We start from the raw sequence: 19,371 nt of genomic DNA, 5'->3' as shown, positions 1-19,371 counted from the left end.
TCAGACCCCCAGGACCCGGCCCACGCGCCAGCCGTCGGAGGTGAGCATGACCTCCGTCAGGTACACACGCGTCTCGTTGTACTTCCGGTAGCCCTGGACCGTGATGTCGACGCTGGTCTTGCGCCAGACACGCGTCTCCGTGTCGGCCTGCTTCCGTACGCGGTCGTCGTCGGCGGGGCCGACCGTCACCTCGTCCACCTTCGAGATGCCGCCGTTGGAGACGAGCTCGCCCCACGCCTTGTCGTCGAAGTGCTTCAGGTTGGCCACCAGTGAGTCGGTCATCCACGGGGCCGCACGCTCGACGGAGGCGATGTGCGTCTTGTCCAGCACGGGATTGCGTGTGAGGTAGGCACGGGCCCAGCCCTCCGACGCCTTCTCCGGCTTGCTGCGATCGGCCTTCACCGACGGCGAGGGCTCCGGAGCCCGGGGGGCCGTGGTCGCGGGCCGGGGGGCGTCGTCCTCTGCGTCCAGGGTCCGGGCGCTGTCCCCCGCGTGTCCCACCGTCGACGGTGCCCCTGTGCGGTCCGGCCACCAGTGCGTGGCGGCAGCGCCGATGGCGAGGATGGCGACGATCACCAGGATCGCTCCGCCCGGCGTGATGGGCTCACGTCTGCGTTCCTCGGCCAGGCGGCGCTTGACCTCCTCGCGCTGCTCCTGCCGGTACGCCTTGCGGGCGCGCCGGCGCACACGGCGCTTGCCGGCGTTCTCGATCTCCTCGGGGTAGTCGTACTCCGCGTTGAGCAGTTCCCGCCACTCGGAGGCCGGACGCTGGCCCTGTTTCTTGCTCACCTGTCCTCCTTCTTACCGGCGGCCGACGGGCGCGGGAGGCCGCGTGGGAGTACGTCTCCTCGGACGGTTGGCCGCCCGATTGGCCGCGGACGCGGAAGCGCTGCCGGCAGCTGCCCTGCGGGCCTCCGCCACGCGTCGCTGCGCTCCTCCGCTGCCCGGCGTCGGGGCACTCCGGAACCCTCGGTCGCCGCCTCTGCCCTGGCCTGATGCCGACGGCTTGCGCGCGGCGGCCTGGGCCGACCCTGACGCGCCGCGGCCTGCCTGGGCGGATCCGCTCTGGCCACCGGGGTGGCCGTTGCGCCGTGCTGCCTGGACCTGAGCACCTGCCGAGCGCACATCGCTCGCCCGGCTCGTCCGGCTGACCGACAAAGGCGCAGAGCTGCCCGTCTTCTCGGCGCGCCGGGCCGCGGTGACCTCGCTGGACGTGCTGGGCCCGCCTTCCTTGCCCATGGCGTAGTTCTGGCGCTTCGTGGAGCCCTTGGCCACGCCGGCGGCGTCCATGTGGGCGTGCCGCTCGCTGAACTGCTTGACCGCGGCAGCGGTCCTGAACGGCCGGCTGATCCGCTCCTGGGCCGCCTCCTTTGCCGCTCCCACAGCTCTGCCGCCGAGTTCCTTGCCCTTGCGGGCGACCGGAGACCCCGCCTTTCTGCCCGACCACAGGGCGGCCCTTCCGGCCCCCCGTGCGGCAAGGGCGCCGGCCCCCTGCGCAAGCCGCATGGCGCCGGCGTTGAAGGACGAGTTGGTGGCGCCGGTCACGCCGACGATGCTTTCCATGATCCCGCGGAACTTGAACGCCACGATCGCGGCCGTGATGCTCACGCCCGCCGAGGCGAACCAGCCGTAAGTACCGACCATGGACACGCTCGCCGTGTTCAGAACGAGCACGCATCCCAGCACCATCGTGCTGACGAACGACTGCAGCGTGAACCCGAGAAGGGTGTCGAACCAGCGGACGCCCCACTGGCGCGGCCTACCGGGAATGACCCAGAGGCAGGCGAAGACCACGCCGGCCAGTAGCAGCATCAGCGCGCCGATCAGCGAGGCGAGCGAAGCGAAGGCCAGAGCCACCGCGAGAATGGCGAACAGTCCCGCACAGACGGCGGAGGCCATGGTGACCATGACACGGGCCTGGCCCACGTGGCCCTGGCGGTACTTGACCGCCTCCTCGCCCACTTTGTCGTCCTTGACCGTCTTCTTCAGCCACTCTTCGCGCTTCTTGTCATCCGCCGGCTGATCCAGCAGTTCCTTCCCGAATTCCTTGCACGTGTTCAGGTTTCCGAACTCGGCGACACACCAGGGAGTGACGACGTAGGACCGCCAGATCGCGTCTGCGGACTTGCGCAGCATGTTGTCCTGGTCGTTCTTGCCGTAGACGGGCTGGGAGCCGATATCGATGGGCTCCTTGCTCTCGTTCCCCATGCCGGCGGACGCGGCCTTCATGGCCGTATTGCTGCCGATGGTCCGGACGGAGTCGATGCCCTCGATCCATACCTTCGGAGTGGTCAGCAAGGAGATGGACAGAATCGCTGTCGCGGCCACCCATCCCAGTTGGCTGATGGATGAGCCGTTTTTTCGATGGTTCGCGTACGCGATCAGTGCACCCACGGCCATCGCCGACGGAAGCAAGGTCGTCGACACCGTCCCCGCCGCGCCGGAGATGGCGGTCGCGATGGAGTCCTCAAGCTTGTCGATGGACGTGAACTTGAATGTCCACTGCACGACGACGATCGCCGCCAGGGCGAACACGACGGCCAGACCCATGAAGATCACGGCGACGAACTGGAGTGCCCAGTCGCCGAACTCGTCCCAGCCCAGCTGAACGTCGAGGTCGTAGAGCATGGGGCTGCCGTACTGCTCGTACAGCGTGCCCGGGCCGGAATGCGAGGTGCTCGGTGCGGGCAACAGGGCGCCGATTCCGGCCGGCTTGTATTTCGCGTACTTGTCATCCGCTGCGGCTGCGGACGCCGTCACCATCAGTGTGGTGAAGGCACCCACGACCGGGATGGCCAGATTGCGGAGCCGCGGGATCCTCAATGTGACCTCATCAGGGCGCTGAACACCGGACTCGAATGCTTCATCTCCGAGTCGTAGATCTCCTCTTCCTGGTCCACCAGCCACGCGCCACGGACCTTCACCATGCGCAGAGCCGTCCTGTAGTACTTCGTGCGACCCTCGAGCAGGTACTGGCGCGTCACCATCACTCCGGTACCCGCCTGGTGATCACCGATCGGCGGAACCTCAACCGGATCGCCCGTCACGCTGTACGACGACTTCTCCTCCGACTCACGCGCGTCGGGTTTCAGCGGCATATAGAACTTCACACAGCTCTCCAACGACGCGTCACTGCCGTGCCGGCCCGCTTCCGTCATCAGCCGGCAGGCCGCCTCACCGTCGTGCAGGCCGTCCGCCTTCTGGTACGCGACCGCCACCTCGAGCATCTTCGCCCGGTCCTTCTTCGCCGCGTCGCGGTACTCCTGCGCCTGCCGCTCCCCGGCCGACCTCGGCTTCTCTCCGGGCTTGTCGCCCTCCTTGCCGCCTGAGGACGACGAGCACCCCGCGACCATCAGCACCGACGCAGCCGCCACGGCCACTGCCGCTATTCGCTTCCTCACGCGCCTACCTCCTCGTATGCGGACTTGCTCATGGACGCCGGACTCTCCCCCATGCCGCCGCTGTCCGTCCTCGGCGTCGTGTTCAGCAGTTGCAGCATCTCCAGCGAGGGCACGTCGAACTGGACCGTCGCGCTGCTGAAGCGGCGGTCGCGCATGATGCAGTGGCCGTGCCGGATCTCCTGCGTCACGTCGACGCCGATGGCCTGGATCAGCTGGCGCGTATGGGCGCCCTTCGGCAGGTCGAGCAGGGCCGCCATCGCGTCCTGCTGGTCGCCCGTCGTCAGCTGGAAGCCGAAGACCGTCGTCATCTGCTCGACGAGACCGGTGAGGCTCGCCAGCGACTCCGGGTCCTGGGTGTCCACGACCAGGGCGGTGTGCAGCGCACGTCCCACTCGGGCGATGTACTGGAGGAACGAGCTGCCCTCGCGCGTGGCCGTGAGGACGTGCACCTCGGGCACCGCGACGACCTTGCGCAGGCCGCGCAGGTCCTTACGGCCGGCCAAGCTGATGCCGTAGGCGAGCAGCGAGTGGACCAGCGCCACGGACAGGCGCTGGTGCACCGACCAGTCGTCGCGGGAGTCGTCGGGCGACGGCAGGGTGATGCCCGGGACCTGGACGACCCAGATGCCCGGCGTCGGCGTGATCAGGGACGCCCCGACGGGCTTGCCCATGAACGGCGCGCCCAGGCCCGTCAGCGACAGCTCGTACAGCGCGTCGCCCGTCTCGCGCGTCAGCTCGTCGGGCGACCGCCGCAGCCGCTCGATGACCTTCCACGTCGCCGGGTCGCCCTCGGCGATGCACTCGTTGACCGCACTCTGGATCGGCGTCTCCGCACCGCGCATCCGCAGGTGCTGCGGCAGCGCGATGCCCAGCTGCGCCGGGACCTCGGTCTGGGCGCGCTCGGCGCTCTCGCCGCTCAGCAGGGTGAAGAGGTCGGCGACGCCCGCGAACTGCGAGCCCGTCTCGATCAAATGGGCGTTGAGCCCGTACCGCTGGCCGGCCGAGACCAGGCCGCCCATGTCGCCCTTGAAGTCCAGGGCCAGCACGAACGAGCCGCGGAAGCCGGAGTCCAGCAGGGACAGCATCATCGCGGTCGTCTTGCCGCGGCCGCTTCGCCCGATGAACGCGGTCGTCGTCGCGTCACCGCGCTCGGAACCACCGGTGAGGTCGTTGCGGACGACGCCCGGCGTCGAACCGGTCAGGTAGCCGATCACCGGGCCGGTGTCGTCACCGACCGAGGCGCCTCCCCAGAACCACGAGCCGGCGAAGGCACCGACCGTACGGGTGTGCATCAGGTCCGGCACGCGCAGCATGTCGCCGGGCTGGGCCTCCAGCCACAGCTCGCGCTGCTCCTCCGCAGCGACGCTGACCTCGATGCCGACGCCGCCGTAGTAGCCGATGACGGCGTCGCAGCGGCTGCGCAGGTCATCCAGGGAAACGTCACTGCTGACGATCAGACGGGGATGGTCCTCGAGCAGCGTCACGTCCTCGCGCTTCATGTCGCGCGAGAGGGACGTCATCGTCTCCTCGGTCTCCTCGATCTCCTGCGCGGTCTCACCGGCGGAGTGCTTGGCCGCGCTCTGCCGCTGTTCCTTCGCCAGGCGGCGGACCTCGTCGATCTGCTTGAGGGCGTCGCGCTTGTGGAGGACCTTGAAGCGGACGGAGGGCTCGGGGTTGACCGGCAGGGCCGAGATGTCCTCGGCCTCGTCGTCGTCCGTGAGCTCGGGGACGTACGTGATCTCAGCGACGGATCTCAGCCACTCGCCCGGCCCCGGCGACTCCATCTCCTCCGGGAAGCCGTCCATCGTGAGGACCGCGCTCCAGCCGACCGTCTCGCCGCGCTGGTCGAGGACTCGGACGTGGTCGGGGTAAGGGAGGACGCGACCGCGTGTGAGCTGGGCGAGCTTCGCTCCGCTGATCATTCCCTTCTCGTCGGGAGAGGGCAGCGGCGTGCTGCGGCGCTGCTCCCGCGCGATCATCCAGGCCAGCACCTCCACCGTGGCCGGCTGCGCCTTCCACGGCGTGGTCTCCAGCTGACGGCCGAGGCGCCGGGCGAGGGCGTCGAGCCGGGCGATCTCCTTCTGCGACACGGATGTCGATCCGATGCCCAGGGCGTCCTGCGCGCCCCGGCTCCCGCGCGCCTTGGCCTGGTTGGCGCGCTCGGATATCCGTACGCCGAGCAGCAGGATGCGGGTGGGCAGCTCCAGCTCCTCCAGGCGACTGACGCGCAGGTCCGCCCACGAGCCGTAGTCGCCCGCCGAGAAGAGGGTCTCCGCCTCGGTTCGGTAGTCCTCGGCGTTCAGCGGCGACCAGAGCATCTTCAGGTGGCAGTCGTGGCCGGCCAGGGTGCGGGCCAGGGCGCTGCTCGCCTGGTCCTGCTCGGCGTCCCGGGCAGCCTCCGACATCAGGTCGGTGTTGGAGCTGCCCAGCAGGTACCACGCCTCGGCGTGGGTCTCCGTGATGACCAGCCCGTCCGAGAGGGCCACGTAGCGGGGCGGCGGGGCGGACCGGTCACCGTCGACGCCCAGGAAACGGGCGATGCTCTTCATGATCTTCATCGCGTACCTTAAGTACCTTTCCGGCCTTTGCGGCCGCCGCCCGGTGCCTTCTTGGACGAGTGGTTGCGCGACCTCGCGCGGTAGACCTGGTCCGGCCCGTACAGCCGGGGGCGGGCGTCGAGCGGCACGGCGCGGCCGGACATCCGCTGCGGCTCCTCACCGCCCAGGAATTTGTCGAACGCCCCCATACCGGGGATGGTCAAGGCATCGTCGGCCTTCTCGCCGAGGCGGGCCCGCAGCGGTAGCCACTCGGACCGGTCCGCCGCGCGGCGCCCCCCGTTGATGACCGGACGGTGGCCTACCGTCAAGTACCGGACGGTAAGGGCCCACTGGGTGAGGTTCCAGCGCCGCTCATTGCGTCGCGACCGCTGGGATCCGTAGAAGGTGACGAGGGCCGGCGGCGCGAAGTAGAGGGTGAAGAAGACCTGCGAGGGCCAGCCGAAGATCAGGAAGAGTCCGCCCATCCAGACCGCGTAGACCACGGCACCCGTGACGAGGACCCGTCGTGACGGGCCCTCGCCGAGGTCCATGCCGAGCAGCTCGTGCTGCCGTGTCTCCAGGTCGAAGTGGCGGGTGAAGGTATGCCCTACCCTCATGCCCCCGCCACTTTGGTCCAGATCGCGGTGAGCATGCCCTTGGCGCTGTCCGAGGAGTAGACGAAACCGGCGACGACGACGCCCGCTATGAAGTGGGCGAGCAGCTCGCCCCATTCACGCTTCGCGTAGTGGCCGATCGCCCGGACCGCCAGCACGATCAGGAAGATGTTCCCGGCTACGGCAATCACCCAGGACTTGAGCTCATTACCATCGGACAGCGCGAATTCCATCATGTTCCCTTTACTTGAGATAAGAGCGGACAGGCCCGGATTCCGGCACCGGTCAGGAGGACATTCCGCCGTGGATCTCCACGACCTGCCAGCGTTCGGCCTTGGCCGAAGCGACCCGGGTCAGCTTGACCCGGTACGTCTGCTCGAGTTCGGCTCCGGCGATCTGCCACGTGACCGTGGCGACACCAGTGCGGTCGCTTCCGCTTCCCTCTTCGACCGACCAGTTGCGGAGTGAGGTGAGGGAGACTCCCGGCGGCAGAGGGGAGACGGAGGCACCGGGCGCGGCGACGGACTCGGCCTCGCCCGAGGCGTACTTGGCGAAGAACTCCTCGACGACACCGCGGGTCTTCTCACTGAATTCGTTGTCACCGGTCTTCGCGGTGAGCGCGGGAGCGGACGGGGCGTTCTGCGGCACACCCACCAGGCCGGGCTGGCCCGTGACGACGACGCGGCCGGACGTGTAGACGACCGGGATTTCCAGGCCGACCCACCGGGGTCCGGTGGCCGACTTGGAGTCCTTGTCCTTGTCGTCCTTCTTCGCTTCGTCCTTCTTGTCCTTGGACTTGTCGTCCTTGGACTTGTCGCCCTGCTTGTCCTTGTCCCCCGACTTGTTGCCGTCGGCCGAAGCAGCTCCGTTCACCAGGACATCGACCCGTACCCGGGCCCGCTTGTCCTTTTCCTCGGAGACCGGACCGGGCTGGGCCACCAGGACGTCCTGGTGCCCCTTGGTGTTCCAGCCCGCTGTGGCGTCCATCCCCTTGGCCATGTCGTGCGCCAGGGCGTCGGCGCGCGCCTTGGGGTCGCCCTCGTCCCAGGTCAGGTAGGCCCGCGCGAAGCGGGCGGCGACGGCCTGGGCCTCCTGCACGGGGTAGGTGGAACCGTTGTTGACCTGAACCGGGTCGGCCTTCGGGGGTGCCGGGGCCCAGAACCAGGAGCGGATGCCGGTGATCGCGGCCAGGGCGACGACCGCCCACAGGGCTCCACGGCCGACCTTGACCAGGAACTGGGTGCCGCTCTTCTCGTCCTCGATCTGCCAGAGCGGTTGCCGGTCCGCCCCACCGGCAGCACTCGCCTGGGGGGTCGCCGCCACTGCGGGCTCGGGGGTCCCCGGTGTTTGCGTCTGAAGTCGCGCGGCCGCGTCGGCCCACTGCTGGAGAGCGGCGGGCTGAGGGCCCGTCGGAGCGGCCGCGGGTGCCGGGCCGGGCTGGGGATGCGGCGGGACCGGGGCCGTCGCGGCCTGCTGCGCCGGTGCGTTGTCGGCGGGCGGGGTGGCCGCGCTCTTATCGCTCCGCGGCTCCGGCAGATTCAGAATCCGCCGCATGACCGTCTTGAACGTGCTCAACCCTGGTGACCCTTCCCCCGTGCTAGGCCTGAGTGGCAGGACAGTACTTGGCCTATTTCTGATCGTCAAACAACTTCATTTGAGCGCAACCGTTCAGATCCGAACGACTGCGGACCCTTGACCCAGTCCCGAATTCACGACAATGCGGACGGTTCGGTGTGACCGAGGAACACCTCCGTGTCCCAGGTCACGACCGAACGACAGCACCGCCCCGGAACACCGGTCGAACGACGCCGATTCGGCCATCGACAGCCATTGGTCGGGGACACACGAAAGGACTATTTGTAGCCAACCTGTTGCGGAAATGGGCGGGGCCGCCGGCCCTACGGCCTTGTACCGACGTGCGTCGCCTGCCATGCCCGCTGGGCAGCGGAGGGTCTCACAACGCCGTAATGCCGGTGATCACCTCAGCGATGGGCCACGGCCGCGCGACTGCCTCGGCAGCGGGTCGATGCTCGGTGCCTCGGAGTCCCGCCGGGGCGTTTCCGGGGTCGGCCTCGTTGTCAGCTTGTGGCGCAGGTCGGGAGTTTCGAACCGTACGAGACCGTCGGCCTGGAGGGTGGCCTGCTCCGCCTGCTTCTGCTCCGGCACCTTGGCAGGGGCCTTGGCAAGGTTCTCGGCCCGCTTCTCCGCTTCCTTCTGGCGGATGAGCTCCACGTGCTCGAGAGGAACACGAGAATTGAGCTCGTCCCGGATCAGCTGTTCGCCGATCCGCTCCTGGCCCGGCGGCACCTTGACCTTCTTGTACCGCTCGTTCTGCAGGTGGTTGGCGGCGTCCCGATAGGACTCCGCCAACTCATCGTTCCCCTGGGCGAGCTCATCGAGTTCCTTGCCGCGGGAGATCTCGTACAGCTCGTGATTCTCCATCTTGGCCTCGAAGCTGTCCGGAGTGTGGAACTGGAGCTCGAACTTCTCCTCCGACTCCTTGTGCTGCCAAGAGGTGTTGATTCCCTTGTACACCGGGTCTTGCCAGGTGTTCTTCTCCGCTATCGGTTCGTACCCGGACTCGCGGAGTCGTTCGTACGTCCGCTCCACGCCCTGGGTATAGGAATCGGGCTCGAAGGTCAGCGTGTAGCGGTTGAGGTCGTTGACCTTACGTGCTGTCTTCTCGACCGGGAGTCGCTTGTCCTTGACAGCAGTGGCAGCCTTGCGCCGGAACGAATCCACGTCCTTGAGCGAATACTCAAGGCCCTGCAACCTGCCACCGTGTGACCGAGCCGTTTCCTCCTGGACACCCTTCATCATGGCGTCCAGGCGCCCTCGCGCGGCGGCGGCCTTCTCCCACCGCTCGGTGATGACGCGATTCTGTTCCGGGCTGAGCTTGTACCCCTCGCCCTCCCAGGCCCCCGTTTGCTCGCTCACAGCTCAGTGATTCCCGTCAGGCCGAACAACTCCTGCAGCAGTGCCTCGGCCTCATCCGCACCCAGTTCCTTCAGGTAAGGCGGATTGGACGTGCGCAGGTCCCGGGACTCGAAGACGGCATTCGTGGGTCCCCAGACGTCACCTTCCTGGAACGACTCATCCATACGATCCTCGGGGCTGCGGCGCCGCCGGACGACGGTCGTGGGCGGCTCGCCGGCCCTCCAGTCCTCCTCATCTACGAAGAGGGCCCAGTAGCGAACGAAGGGCTGTCGGTCGGCCTCCAGCTCGGCGGCCCGCCCCGCCGTCACCGGGTACAGCGAATCCGCCGCCGGAGGAGTTCCGACCGTAGTGTCCTTGACGTTGTGCCACTCCCAGTCGAACAGCGACAGATACTCCCACTGCTCCCCCGAACGCCGCCAAAGGCTCGAAGGCCGCTCCTCGGTGTAAGGCGGGGCCGCCTTCACGAAGTACTCATACGCGTCATTCATCAGTTGCTCTCCTTCTCCGGGCCTCGGCCGTACCGTTCGGCCTGCACGATCTTCGCTGCCTCTTCGTGTCGCCGCGACGTGGTTTCCTCGCCGGCGAGTGAGCGGCGGACGTGCCGCGAGCGGTACAGATCGTAAAACAGGTGGTTTTCCGTCTTCGCCGAATAACTGGCGGGTGTGTGGAACTGGATCTCGAACTTGAGCGTGCCGTCCGGCTGCTGCCACGACGCGTGGAAGCCCTTGTAGACGGGGTCCTCCCAGCTGTTGCGCTCGAATCCCGGGAGGATGACGAAGCCCTGTTCGTGCAGCAACGCGTACGTGCGCCGGACGCCCTCCGTGTAGTGCTCCGGCTGGAAGGTCAGGGTGTAGCGGTTGAGGTCGTTGACCTTGTTCACGAACTTCTCGGCCGGGACGCCCTCGTCCAGTTCCGCGGCGGCCTTTCGGCGGAGGGCCAGCAGGCCCTTGATGCGGTACTGCTTTCCCTCCAGCTTGGCGCCATTGGCGGCGGCCAGTTCGCGGTAGAGGCCGTCCATGACCTCGTCGAGCCGCTTGTGCGCCGCTCGTGCCTCTTCCCAGCGCGCGGTGACGACGCGGTTCTCCTCCTCGGTCAGCGCGAGGTGCGGCTCGGCGTCGTCACGCCATGCCTTCGTATCGGTGGTGCTCACAGCTCGGTGGCTCCCGTCACTCCGCGGAGGCTGTGGAGAAGTCGCTCGGCCTCGTGGACATCGATCCCGACGAGGTGCGGGGGATTGGAGGGGCGGGCGTCGAAGAATTCGTAGACGGAGGCGGTCGGGCCCCAGGTGTTGTTCCTCTTGAACGCCTCGTCGTAGATGCGCTCAGGGCTGGTGCGGCGCCGGACGACCGTCGTCGGGCCCTCGCCCGCGCGCCAGTCCTCCTCGTCCGTGTAGCGCGCCCAGTACGTCACCCAGCTCTGCCGGTCCGCGCCCAGTTCGGCGGCGCGCTCGGCCGGGATCGGGTGCAGGCTCTCGCGCTTCGGGACGTCCTCGGTGGCGTGCCATTCCCAGTCCAGGAGGGAGAGGAATTCCCATGCCTCGCCCTCGCAGCGCCAGAGCGCGTCGGGCCGCTCCGCCGCGTCGGCCGCCGACGCCTCCGCGAAGAAGGCGTACCGCTCGTTCTCCTGCCGGCCGCGCTCCGCCGTCGCCTCCGCCATCCGCGCCTTCAGCGCGGACGGGTCCGTCGGCCGGCCCGGGCGGTCGGTCGCGTGGTCGGTCTCGCACTCGCTGAACATGTAGTGCTGACGGATGCGCTCGATCGTCGGCCACAGCCACATCTGGTGCCAGTACGCCAGGTCGCTGCCCTCGCGCGCCGGATCCGCGTCCGCTTCCGCGGCCGCGCGCCACGCCGCGTGCAGGGCGGCGAGCTCCTCGGTCACACCGCCGTGCAGCGGCCAGCACGGCCAGATGCGCAGGTGCAACTGCGGGGCGTAGTGCTTGCCCAGCCAGTCGATCCAGTCGGAGAGGTTCGCCCAGTCCTCCTCCGTGGCGCGCGACGACCACGGCAGGTGGCCGTCACCGGCCGCCTGGACGGCACCGGGGGCCGACGCCGCCTCCACCGCGTGCAGCCGGTCGATGACCTCCTCCACGACCTCCGTGACCTCGGTCTGGTTCGCCCTGATGCTCGACGCGAAGTCCTTGACGGCCGCCTCGAACTGGGTGCGCCACGTTCGGAGGGACTCGACCTCCTCCCGGAGGGCCTTCAGTTCTTCTCGCAGCTGTTCATCCCGCAGTTGTTCATCCCGCAGTTGTTCTTCCACGCTTCCCTACCGTCCTTCTCAGCCCTGCGCGCTCGTGATCTCCACCGGCGGCGGTCCGATCCGCGACGACCGGGTCGCGTGCTCGCCCGCGCGCAGCGCCTGGCCGTCCCGCCGCTGGTCCCACGGCAGCAGCTCGGCGATGACGCCAGGCGCGCCGCGGAAGAGGAGCAGCGCCTGGCCGTGCGGGAGCTGGCGGATCTCCTCGGGGCGCAGGATGCGGCGCTCGCGCTCGACCTCGGAGGTGCCGTAGCCGAAGAGGCGCTGGCTGTCGCGCGAGGTCGATATCTCCGTGAGCTCTGCCTCGCCGACGAGTTCGGAGAAGCGACGCAGCGCCTCGACGTCCTTCAGACCGCCCATGACGAGGGTCGCCGCGGCGTTGTCGAGGAGCGTGTCGGCCTCGTGCTGGCCCCATCGGAGCACGGCCTGGGCCAGGGACTGCAGCGCGTAGACGATGTGGATGCCGTAGCCGCGGGCGTCGGAGGCGAGCGAGGGCAGCTTGGGCAGCGGGGCGACGTTGGCGACCTCGTCCAGGACGAGGCGCAGGAACGGGTCCAGCCGGCCGGACGGCAGGCGCGGTGCGCGGCGCTTCGCGGCGTCGACGACCTCGCCCAGCAGCATCGTCGTCAGCGGCGAGACGTTCGTCGACGCGTTGGAGTCGCTGATGAGGACGAGGGTGTCGCGGGAGGCGACGAACGCGTCCGGGTCGAACGTCGGCACGCCCTCCTGCGGGGTGACGCAGCGCAGCACCTTGCGCAGGGCGAGGGGTTCGATCTGGGCGGCGAGGGTCTGGCGGGTCGAGGCGACGGTCTCGTCGGCGCCCGTCGACACGGACCGGAGGAGGACGTCCCAGCCGGGTTCGGCGTTGGGGTGGTCGGTGAGGATGGCCCGCGGTTCGCTGGCCTTCTCCAGGTTCGTGGCCCAGCGCATGACGTGCTCGATGGTCTTGCCTTCGAGGGCCGCCGCGTGGAGGAGGCGGGTCAGCGCGGAGGAGGCGGTCTGCTGGAAGAAGCCGCCGTTGCTGGAGGAGCTGTCGTCCGCGCCCATGCCGACGGAGAACGACAGGGCCCGCGCCGTCGCGGTCTCGCCCTCCTGGCAGCCGGCCACCGGGTCCCACACCATGCGGTGCGGCCAGCCCACGGTGTCGAGCGGGTCGAAGACCCACACCCGGCCCAGCCGGGAGCGCGGTTCGGCGATGACGTCGAGGACGTCGGCGCGGGTGGAGGTGACGACGAGCGGCCCGGGGGCGTCGAGGCAGGCGGGGATGACGACGTTCCGGGACTTGCCGCCGCCGGAGGGGGCGATGACCGCGACCGAGTCCTCCGGCGTGGCCACCAGCGGCTGCCCGCTGCCGAGCTGGGTACCCAGCAGCCAGCCGACCTCACGCAGTTCGGCGCGCGCCGCGGCCTTGGCGTCGTAGCGGCCGTCGGCGCCGGTGAACGACGTCGCGCGGGTCATCTTGGCGGCCGCGCGGGCGCGGGCCTCGCCGAGCATGTGGCGGGCCTCGGACGCGGAGGCGAGGCCCTCGCCGCCCGCGCCGCGGTTACGGCGGCGGTGGGCCCGTACCCCCAGCACGACGATCAGGACCGGGCCGAACAGCAGACCCAGCCAGGTGGCGACGGTGACGGCGGCGGACGCCGGCTCGATGCCGTCGCCGAGCCCGGCCAGGGGCTTGTGCGCCAGGAGCGCGGCGGCCGTGGCCAGGACGTTCGAGAGGGCCATGTGGTCGGCCGTCAGCCAGACGGCCAGGTGCCAGCTGGCGGCGACGGCGACGAGCACCGCCGCTCCCGTGAAGAGGGCCACCTCTCCCTTGGGTCCGCCGCTCTCGTGCTTGCGTCCCACTTCGCGCGCGCGTGCCACGCCGTGGACCCCCGTCCCTTGCTTGATGCGATCTCTTCAGATCGCTGCGACGTTAACACCTCTGTACGACAAGGCACGCGTTCGAGGCGGGGGCCCAGGGGGCCACTGCGGCGAACCCGTTACGCGGCCACGGCGAAGCCCCGCCGCGGCCGCGGCGGGGTTGCGTAAGGACGGCCGGTTATGCCGCGATGGGTTACGTAATGAGGGGGTACGCGGCGACGGTCACGCGGCGGCGCCGGCCGCGCGCCGGACCGGGCTGTCGACGTAGTGGTTGTCGAAGCGCTCGGAGGACTCCTTGATCTCCTCCACGCTCGCCTCGCCGCGGGCGACCCGGTCCAGCAGGCGGTAGTAGCCGAAGCGACCCATGCCGGGCGTGAAGACGACCACGGCGTCGGCGGAGTGGCCGGTGGCGGGGGCGAAGGCGTGCGGCATGCGCGGTGGAACGGCCAGGAAGTCGTTCTTCTCCAGGGTGAGGACCTTGTCGTTCACGAGGACCTCCAGGCTCCACGACGTCAAGCCGCTCCCCGACACGAAGCCGGTCCACGACACGAAGCCGCCCCCGGCGCGTGCCGGGGGCGGCTTCGGTGCGTACGGCGCGGATCAGCGTTTGTCGTGGTGCCCGTCGTGGTGGCCGCCGTCGTGGCGACCTCCGTCGTGATGGCCGCCGTCGTGGTGGCCGTAGTGACCGCCGTCGTGGTGACGGGGACCGCCGTCATGGCGGCCGCGGTGGCGTCCTTGGTGGTGGTGCTCGCTGTTCCAGGAGCCGTTGTCCGAGAGGATCGGGATCTGGTCCAGGATGTGCGACAGCGGGTCGTCGCCGTCCTGGATCGTCGAGTTCTCGGTGCAGGTCTGCTGCTGCTGCGAGGACAGGATCGGGATGTCCTGGAGACCGATGTTGAGCAGGGCGAGCAGGGACTGTGCGCCCAGCTTGCCGATGCCGATGCACGGCTTGTTCAACGAGCCGTTGATGAGGCCCATTTGGGGGCTCATGTAGCCGCCCGTCCAGGTGTTGCCGTACGACTGGCCCGAGCCGTTGCCGTTCGCTACCGCGTGCCCGTCGCCGACCGCCATAGCCGGGGTCGAGACGCCGGCCGCGGAAGCCACGAGCGCCGTTGTGGCCACTACTCTCTTGATCACGCTATTCCTTCGCTCTGGTCGACGAGATACGGGAGCGCTCTGGATAACTCACAAGGGGCGCGAAGGTTATTGACCCTCACCCCTTCAGCCCACCACCGCGACCCGATCAGAATTAATATGGAAGGCCCGATCCGGGCCGGACAATATCGGTTCGGAGAAACGCGACGAAAAAGGGAAGGCCCCCGGCCGCGGGGCCCGCACACCCGCGGCCGTGGACCTGCCGGACTTCCGGTGGCCTCGGTCAGCCGTTGCCGGAGCCGTTGGCCGACGCGATCGGGATCTCGGACAGGATGTGCGACAGGGGGTCGTCGCCGTCCTGGATCGTGGAGTTGTCGGTGCAGGTCTGCTGCTGCTGCGACGTGAGGATCGGGACGTCCTGGACGCCGATGTTGATCAGGGCGATCAGGGACTGGATGCCGATCTTGCCGATGCCGATGCACGGCTTGTTCAGCGTGCCCTGGATCAGGCTCATCTGCGGGCTTTCCTTGCCACCGGTCTTGGTGTTGCCGTAACCGGTCCTGGAAGCGTTGCCGTTCGCGACGGCTTCGTCGTCCCCGATCGCCAGGGCGGGGCCGGCGAGAGTGCCGACCGCGGAAGCCGTCAGGGCGGCCGTGGCGAATGCCTTCTTGAGCACGTCTATGCCTTTCGATCGTGTAGCGCCCCCACTGGGAGGAAAGCGTTCTGAACAACTCCGACCCTATAAAGAGGTTCCGGGCTTTCACTCATTCGAGCCATTGCGGTGCGCTGCCCGACGGAACCCGTATGACTGGCACATTTATGACCGGGTATTCGATGCGTGTCACGCTGCCGTGGATTCCGGCGGGTGGGGTCACCACGGCTTTCCAGTGGCGGCCCCCGCACCGCCGGCCGTTCCCGTACGCGCGCGTCAACGGGGCGGCGGAGCCAGGAGCCGGTACGACCGGACGGCCACCGACCGAGCCGCACCAGGACGTCATCGGAGCGGAATCGGGGCCGAATCGGGGCGGAATCAAGGCGGCATCGAGGCGGATCGCGGGGCTCCGGTCACACCGCTCACGACAATGTACGTATTGCGTGCCGGTGGTGTCGCGGGTCGCTCTTACGGCCCCCACCTCGGCCGTTTCCTGCGGCATGATCTGCACGCCCCCTAACGTGTGCGGCGGCGGCCCGAGTTGGCGACTCGCACGTGCCGACGGGCCCGCCGGCCGGGGCTGCAGGATCACGACAACAGCGGGAGAGACCCATGGGCAGCAGCACCCCTCAGGCGCGCAGGAGCGACACCCGTGAGCGCATCCAGAAAACGGCCCTGGACCTCTTCGTCTCACGTGGTTACGAGAAAACGACGCTGCGGGAGATCGCCGGGGAGCTCGGCGTCACCAAGGCGGCGCTGTACTACCACTTCAAGACGAAGGAGGACATCCTGGGCGCGATCTCCGAGGACCTGGGCCGGCCGGTCGACGAACTCATCGCCTGGGCCAAGGAACAGCCACCCGGCCTGGAGACCAGGCGTGAGCTGCTGAGCCGGTACAGCACGGCACTGAAGTCGGCGATGCCGATCTACCACATCCTCCAGGAGAACCAGGCGACCCTGCGCGACCTGGCCATCGGCCAGGCCCTCCGCGAGCGCGTGGAGAACATCTCCCGGCTGATGCACTCCGGCGACATCGGCTTCGACACCCACATCCGCGTCTCCAGCGCCCTGCTGACCGTCCACTTCGGGGCGTTCACGCTGGACGCCCTGGGCGGCAGCGCCGAGCGCAAGCGGCAGGCGCTCCTCAAGGTCGCCCTGGAGACCCTGGACTCCACGGACACGGCAGCCTCCACGGACCTCGCGGCCTCCGCGGCCCGCCCGGCGGAGGGCGTCCCCACCGGCTGACCGCGCGCGCCCGCGCCACCGCGGGTCAGACGGCCCCGGCCGGAGCGGCCGCGCGCCGCTCCGGCCCCGGCACACTGCGCTGCCGCTCCAGCTCGGCCAGCGCCCTGGCCCCGCGTCCGGGCGCGATATCGAGCCGGGCCAGCACCGCCGGCAGGGCCACGCTGGGCAGCAGGTGCTCGTACAGCACGATCGCCCGGCGCTCCAGGTCGGCCTTGCTGGAGACCGTCTGCGAGAGGGCGTTGATCCCCCCGTACGCCGCGACGATCAGTTCGGCGACCTCGGACGGGACGACGTGCGGCAGTACCTCGCCGCGCTCCTTGCCCTCGGTGAGGATCCGGGTGTGGAGCTCGGCCCAGCCGGTGAACGGGCCGCTGCGGCCGGGCGCCGTGGAGCTGTGCTCCATGGTCAGCCGCACGCTGCCGCGCAGCACCGGGTCGGTCAGCAGCCGGTGGGCGAAGATCATTCCCAGGTCGACCAGTTCCTGCATCCTGGAGGAGCCGGCCAGCGCGGGCCGGACCGGCGTGGCCGAGACCTGGGCGTCGACCACGGCGTGGGCCAGCTCCTCCTTGGAGGGGAAGTGGAAGTACAGGGCGCCCTTGGTCACTTCGGCGCGCGCGAGGATCTCGTTGATGGTGGCGGCGTCATAGCCCCGTTCGTCGAACACCACCGCGGCCGCTTCCAGGATCGTCCGCCGAGTCCTGATCGCCCGGTCCTGCTTCACCACGGTTCCGCCTCCGAATCGATGGGGGGCCATCGCACGGCGTCGAGCGTATGCAGCACTCCGCGCCGAGGGAGGAGAGCGAACCAGCCATCGTCTCCGACCGGGCGGGCCTGTGCCGTGTCCGGCGGATCATGTGAGCAGGCGCTGCGGGCCGTGTCGTGCGCACCACCGCTGCGCGGCGGTGTCCTCAAGCGCCGGACAGGCTTGATTGTGGCTGGGCTCAGCCGATGTCAGCCCGTCCGGCGATTGAGGACGCGCCCGCAGGGCGCCCGCCGCCGCAGGCGGCAAAGACAATCCGCAGCCGAAGCCCCGCCGCGCACCGCCTAGTTGTTGACGTCCTGCGGAAACGTCATCTGCTTGCTCATCCACTCCAACGCGGGAGCGACCTCGCGTCGCCAAGTCGTGAAGTTGTGGCTTCCCTCGGGCAGGATCATCTTGTCGGCGCGCATCGGCTCCTTGACGGCCTTGAGGAACTTCAGCGTCTCCTTGTAGTTCTTCTCGCCCTTCTCGCTGCTGGTGACGAGCACCGTCGCCTGCGGTACGGGCATGTTCTTCAGGCGCCAGATCAGGTTGTGCTCGCGCTTGCGCCGCTCGCCGTCCTCGCCGCCGCCGAAGAGGTCGCCCGTGGTCAGGTCGTTGTTGATCTTGTAGTCGGCGGAGAGGGCGCCCGCCACCGGGTAGACCTCGGGATGGCGCATCGCGAGCTCCAGGGCGCAGGTGCCGCCCGAGGAGTACCCCATGGCGGCCCAGGCGCTGGGCTGGTGGCCCACCCGGTAGGCCGACTTGAGGATTTCGGGCAGGTCCTTGGTGAAGTAGGTCTCCGCCTGAGGGCCCTTGGGAACGTCGACGCACTCGGTGTCACGCGGCGATGCGATCGTCGGCCTGACCATCACGATCACGGTCGGCCGCATCCGGTTGCCGGAGACGAGCTCACCGGCCGTCTTCGGCAGCCGGAGGTACTGCGAGAGGTTGTCGAAGCCGCCCGGGTAACCGCTGATGGCGATGATCACCGGGAAGCGCTGACGCTCGTACTGCTTCTGGAAGTACTGCGGCGGCAGATAGACGAGCGCGGGCTCGGCGACGTTCGCGCGGGGGGCGGTGAGGCGCACCGACTCGACCGTGCCCACCTCCTCCTTCGGACCCTTCGGCAGGCCGGTCTTGGGCGCGCCCTCCGGCCCGGAGAGCCGGACCACGCCGCCCTTGCCGTGCTTGCCGGGGTCTACCGCGGGATCCGCGCCGGCTTCGACGCCCCGGGTGATCTGCCCCGGGGCCCGGTCGTATTTACCGATCAGCTGGCCCCAGCTGCCGTAGAAACTATTGGCGGAATTCACCGCCAGCAGGATCGCGGACATGATCGTCAACTGGGTGGTGAGAATCGCGCCGAGCCGGCCGAGGACGGGGAGCGCGCCGCGCCCGGAGAGCCGCGGCCAGAGCCATACGGTGAGGCCCACACACAGCACGGCGACGAATACCACCGTGTACAAGAGTGACCTGCTGGTCAGCCCCATGCGCCTCTCAACTCCCTGCCCCCGTGGTGGGTACTCATGTTCGGTAAAACGATGCTCACCGATGAAGAGGCCGAAATGGGCGGACAGGGTTGCCCTGGACCCATTTCTTACCCTGCTCTTGGCCTGCTCGTGCCCTGCTCGCCGTCCGGCGTTACCGGGCGCGAAACCTGCCCCGCGCGACGCCGCGACCGACGACGAACCCGCCGCCGGGCCGGTTGCCCGCCCCGCCCGTGGGTGGGTACGAGCCGCACTGGGCAAGTAACGGCGCATGGGTGACGTCTTCTTGCGCAGGTTGAGCCGCTGGCAGGCCGAGCAGTACCGCGACCAGCTCGCGGATCTGCACATGGCGGCGTACGGGAGCCCGCCGGGCGCGCCGCCCCATGACCGCGCCGCCTTCCTGGAACGCCTCGCCGAGGACTCCGCGCGCCCGGGCTTCGACCTGGTGCTCGCCGACGGCGGAGGGCCGGTGGGCTGCGCGTACGGCTTCCCGCTGGCCCGCGACAGCGGCCTCTGGCACGGCTTCGCCGGGCCGGTGCCCGAGGAGC

The 19,371-nt window shown here is 69.1% G+C and carries 18 protein-coding genes and 1 pseudogene; 2 read left to right on the top strand and 17 right to left on the bottom strand.

Going from position 1 to position 19,371, the window contains the following annotated elements; translation table 11 throughout:
* The 15 genes from J7E86_RS10755 to J7E86_RS10685 all read right to left on the bottom strand — a co-directional run bounded on the left by J7E86_RS10755 (nucleotide 1) and on the right by J7E86_RS10685 (nucleotide 15,376).
* The gene (locus J7E86_RS10755) at nucleotides 1-789 is read right to left on the bottom strand and encodes a hypothetical protein (RefSeq protein ID WP_215081352.1); all 789 of its coding nucleotides are present in this window, start codon (nucleotides 787-789) and stop codon (nucleotides 1-3) included.
* 12 nt (nucleotides 790-801) lie between these two features.
* A complete protein-coding gene (locus J7E86_RS10750) occupies nucleotides 802-2,784 on the bottom strand; it encodes a hypothetical protein (RefSeq protein ID WP_215081351.1) in 1,983 nt (660 codons plus the stop codon).
* A gap of 35 nt (nucleotides 2,785-2,819) precedes the next feature.
* A complete protein-coding gene (locus J7E86_RS10745) occupies nucleotides 2,820-3,380 on the bottom strand; it encodes a hypothetical protein (protein WP_215081350.1) in 561 nt (186 codons plus the stop codon).
* Nucleotides 3,381-3,397: 17 nt separating this feature from the next.
* The gene (locus tag J7E86_RS10740; protein ID WP_215081349.1) at nucleotides 3,398-5,959 is read right to left on the bottom strand and encodes an ATP-binding protein; all 2,562 of its coding nucleotides are present in this window, start codon (nucleotides 5,957-5,959) and stop codon (nucleotides 3,398-3,400) included.
* A gap of 8 nt (nucleotides 5,960-5,967) precedes the next feature.
* Entirely contained in the window at nucleotides 5,968-6,555 is a 588-nt protein-coding gene (locus tag J7E86_RS10735) for a hypothetical protein (RefSeq protein ID WP_215081348.1), read from the bottom strand.
* Nucleotides 6,552-6,785 carry a hypothetical protein gene (locus tag J7E86_RS10730; RefSeq protein WP_215081347.1) on the bottom strand — a complete coding sequence of 78 codons (234 nt, stop codon included), beginning with the start codon at nucleotides 6,783-6,785 and terminating at the stop codon, nucleotides 6,552-6,554. Before J7E86_RS10730 ends, J7E86_RS10735 begins: the two co-directional genes overlap by 4 nt.
* Before the next feature lie 52 nt (nucleotides 6,786-6,837).
* Complete coding sequence (locus J7E86_RS10725; protein WP_215081346.1) at nucleotides 6,838-8,127, bottom strand: conjugal transfer protein; 1,290 nt, start codon at nucleotides 8,125-8,127, stop codon at nucleotides 6,838-6,840.
* 402 nt (nucleotides 8,128-8,529) lie between these two features.
* The gene (locus J7E86_RS10720; RefSeq protein WP_215081345.1) at nucleotides 8,530-9,489 is read right to left on the bottom strand and encodes a hypothetical protein; all 960 of its coding nucleotides are present in this window, start codon (nucleotides 9,487-9,489) and stop codon (nucleotides 8,530-8,532) included.
* The gene (locus J7E86_RS10715) at nucleotides 9,486-9,977 is read right to left on the bottom strand and encodes a hypothetical protein (RefSeq protein WP_215081344.1); all 492 of its coding nucleotides are present in this window, start codon (nucleotides 9,975-9,977) and stop codon (nucleotides 9,486-9,488) included. The genes J7E86_RS10720 and J7E86_RS10715 overlap by 4 nt, the downstream gene beginning before the upstream one ends.
* Nucleotides 9,977-10,639, bottom strand: coding sequence for a hypothetical protein (locus tag J7E86_RS10710; RefSeq protein WP_215081343.1), 663 nt, complete (start codon nucleotides 10,637-10,639; stop codon nucleotides 9,977-9,979). Before J7E86_RS10710 ends, J7E86_RS10715 begins: the two co-directional genes overlap by 1 nt.
* Entirely contained in the window at nucleotides 10,636-11,748 is a 1,113-nt protein-coding gene (locus J7E86_RS10705; RefSeq protein ID WP_215081342.1) for a hypothetical protein, read from the bottom strand. The genes J7E86_RS10710 and J7E86_RS10705 overlap by 4 nt, the downstream gene beginning before the upstream one ends.
* Nucleotides 11,749-11,766: 18 nt before the next feature.
* Nucleotides 11,767-13,605: a type IV secretory system conjugative DNA transfer family protein gene (locus J7E86_RS10700; protein WP_215081341.1), complete on the bottom strand. Its 1,839-nt coding sequence runs from the start codon at nucleotides 13,603-13,605 to the stop codon at nucleotides 11,767-11,769.
* A 222-nt stretch (nucleotides 13,606-13,827) separates the two neighbouring features.
* Nucleotides 13,828-14,121 (bottom strand): hypothetical protein, encoded by a 294-nt coding sequence (locus J7E86_RS10695; RefSeq protein ID WP_215081340.1) that lies wholly within the window; start codon nucleotides 14,119-14,121, stop codon nucleotides 13,828-13,830.
* A gap of 84 nt (nucleotides 14,122-14,205) precedes the next feature.
* A complete protein-coding gene (locus tag J7E86_RS10690) occupies nucleotides 14,206-14,742 on the bottom strand; it encodes a rodlin (RefSeq protein WP_308312546.1) in 537 nt (178 codons plus the stop codon).
* 241 nt (nucleotides 14,743-14,983) lie between these two features.
* Complete coding sequence (locus tag J7E86_RS10685; RefSeq protein ID WP_215081339.1) at nucleotides 14,984-15,376, bottom strand: rodlin; 393 nt, start codon at nucleotides 15,374-15,376, stop codon at nucleotides 14,984-14,986.
* A gap of 588 nt (nucleotides 15,377-15,964) precedes the next feature.
* Here J7E86_RS10685 and J7E86_RS10680 point away from each other — a divergent pair.
* On the top strand, nucleotides 15,965-16,597 hold the full coding sequence (locus tag J7E86_RS10680) for a TetR/AcrR family transcriptional regulator (RefSeq protein WP_215081338.1): 633 nt from the start codon (nucleotides 15,965-15,967) through the stop codon (nucleotides 16,595-16,597).
* Between the two features lie 25 nt (nucleotides 16,598-16,622).
* Here J7E86_RS10680 and J7E86_RS10675 read toward each other — a convergent pair whose 3' ends face one another.
* Entirely contained in the window at nucleotides 16,623-17,321 is a 699-nt protein-coding gene (locus tag J7E86_RS10675; protein WP_215081337.1) for a ScbR family autoregulator-binding transcription factor, read from the bottom strand.
* A 320-nt stretch (nucleotides 17,322-17,641) separates the two neighbouring features.
* Complete coding sequence (locus J7E86_RS10670; RefSeq protein WP_215081336.1) at nucleotides 17,642-18,826, bottom strand: esterase family protein; 1,185 nt, start codon at nucleotides 18,824-18,826, stop codon at nucleotides 17,642-17,644.
* A 268-nt stretch (nucleotides 18,827-19,094) separates the two neighbouring features.
* Between J7E86_RS10670 and J7E86_RS10665 the strand changes: the two are divergent.
* Nucleotides 19,095-19,371: pseudogene (locus tag J7E86_RS10665) on the top strand (hypothetical protein); the annotation flags it as partial.

It is taken from the genome of Streptomyces sp. ISL-11, assembly GCF_018614525.1.
Lineage (GTDB): Bacteria > Actinomycetota > Actinomycetes > Streptomycetales > Streptomycetaceae > Streptomyces.
The sequence above is the reverse complement of the archived record's forward strand: the minus strand, read 5'-3'. Positions and strand labels throughout refer to the sequence as shown.

Excerpts from the sequence above, each read along its gene's own strand:
- J7E86_RS10740 (WP_215081349.1), bottom strand. The coding sequence starts at position 5,959 with ATGAAGATCATGAAGAGCATCGCCCGTTTCCTGGGCGTCGACGGTGAC.
- J7E86_RS10735 (WP_215081348.1), bottom strand. The coding sequence starts at position 6,555 with ATGAGGGTAGGGCATACCTTCACCCGCCACTTCGACCTGGAGACACGG.
- J7E86_RS10730 (WP_215081347.1), bottom strand. The coding sequence starts at position 6,785 with ATGGAATTCGCGCTGTCCGATGGTAATGAGCTCAAGTCCTGGGTGATT.
- J7E86_RS10715 (WP_215081344.1), bottom strand. The coding sequence starts at position 9,977 with ATGAATGACGCGTATGAGTACTTCGTGAAGGCGGCCCCGCCTTACACC.
- J7E86_RS10680 (WP_215081338.1), top strand. The coding sequence starts at position 15,965 with ATGGGCAGCAGCACCCCTCAGGCGCGCAGGAGCGACACCCGTGAGCGC.
- J7E86_RS10670 (WP_215081336.1), bottom strand. The coding sequence starts at position 18,826 with ATGGGGCTGACCAGCAGGTCACTCTTGTACACGGTGGTATTCGTCGCC.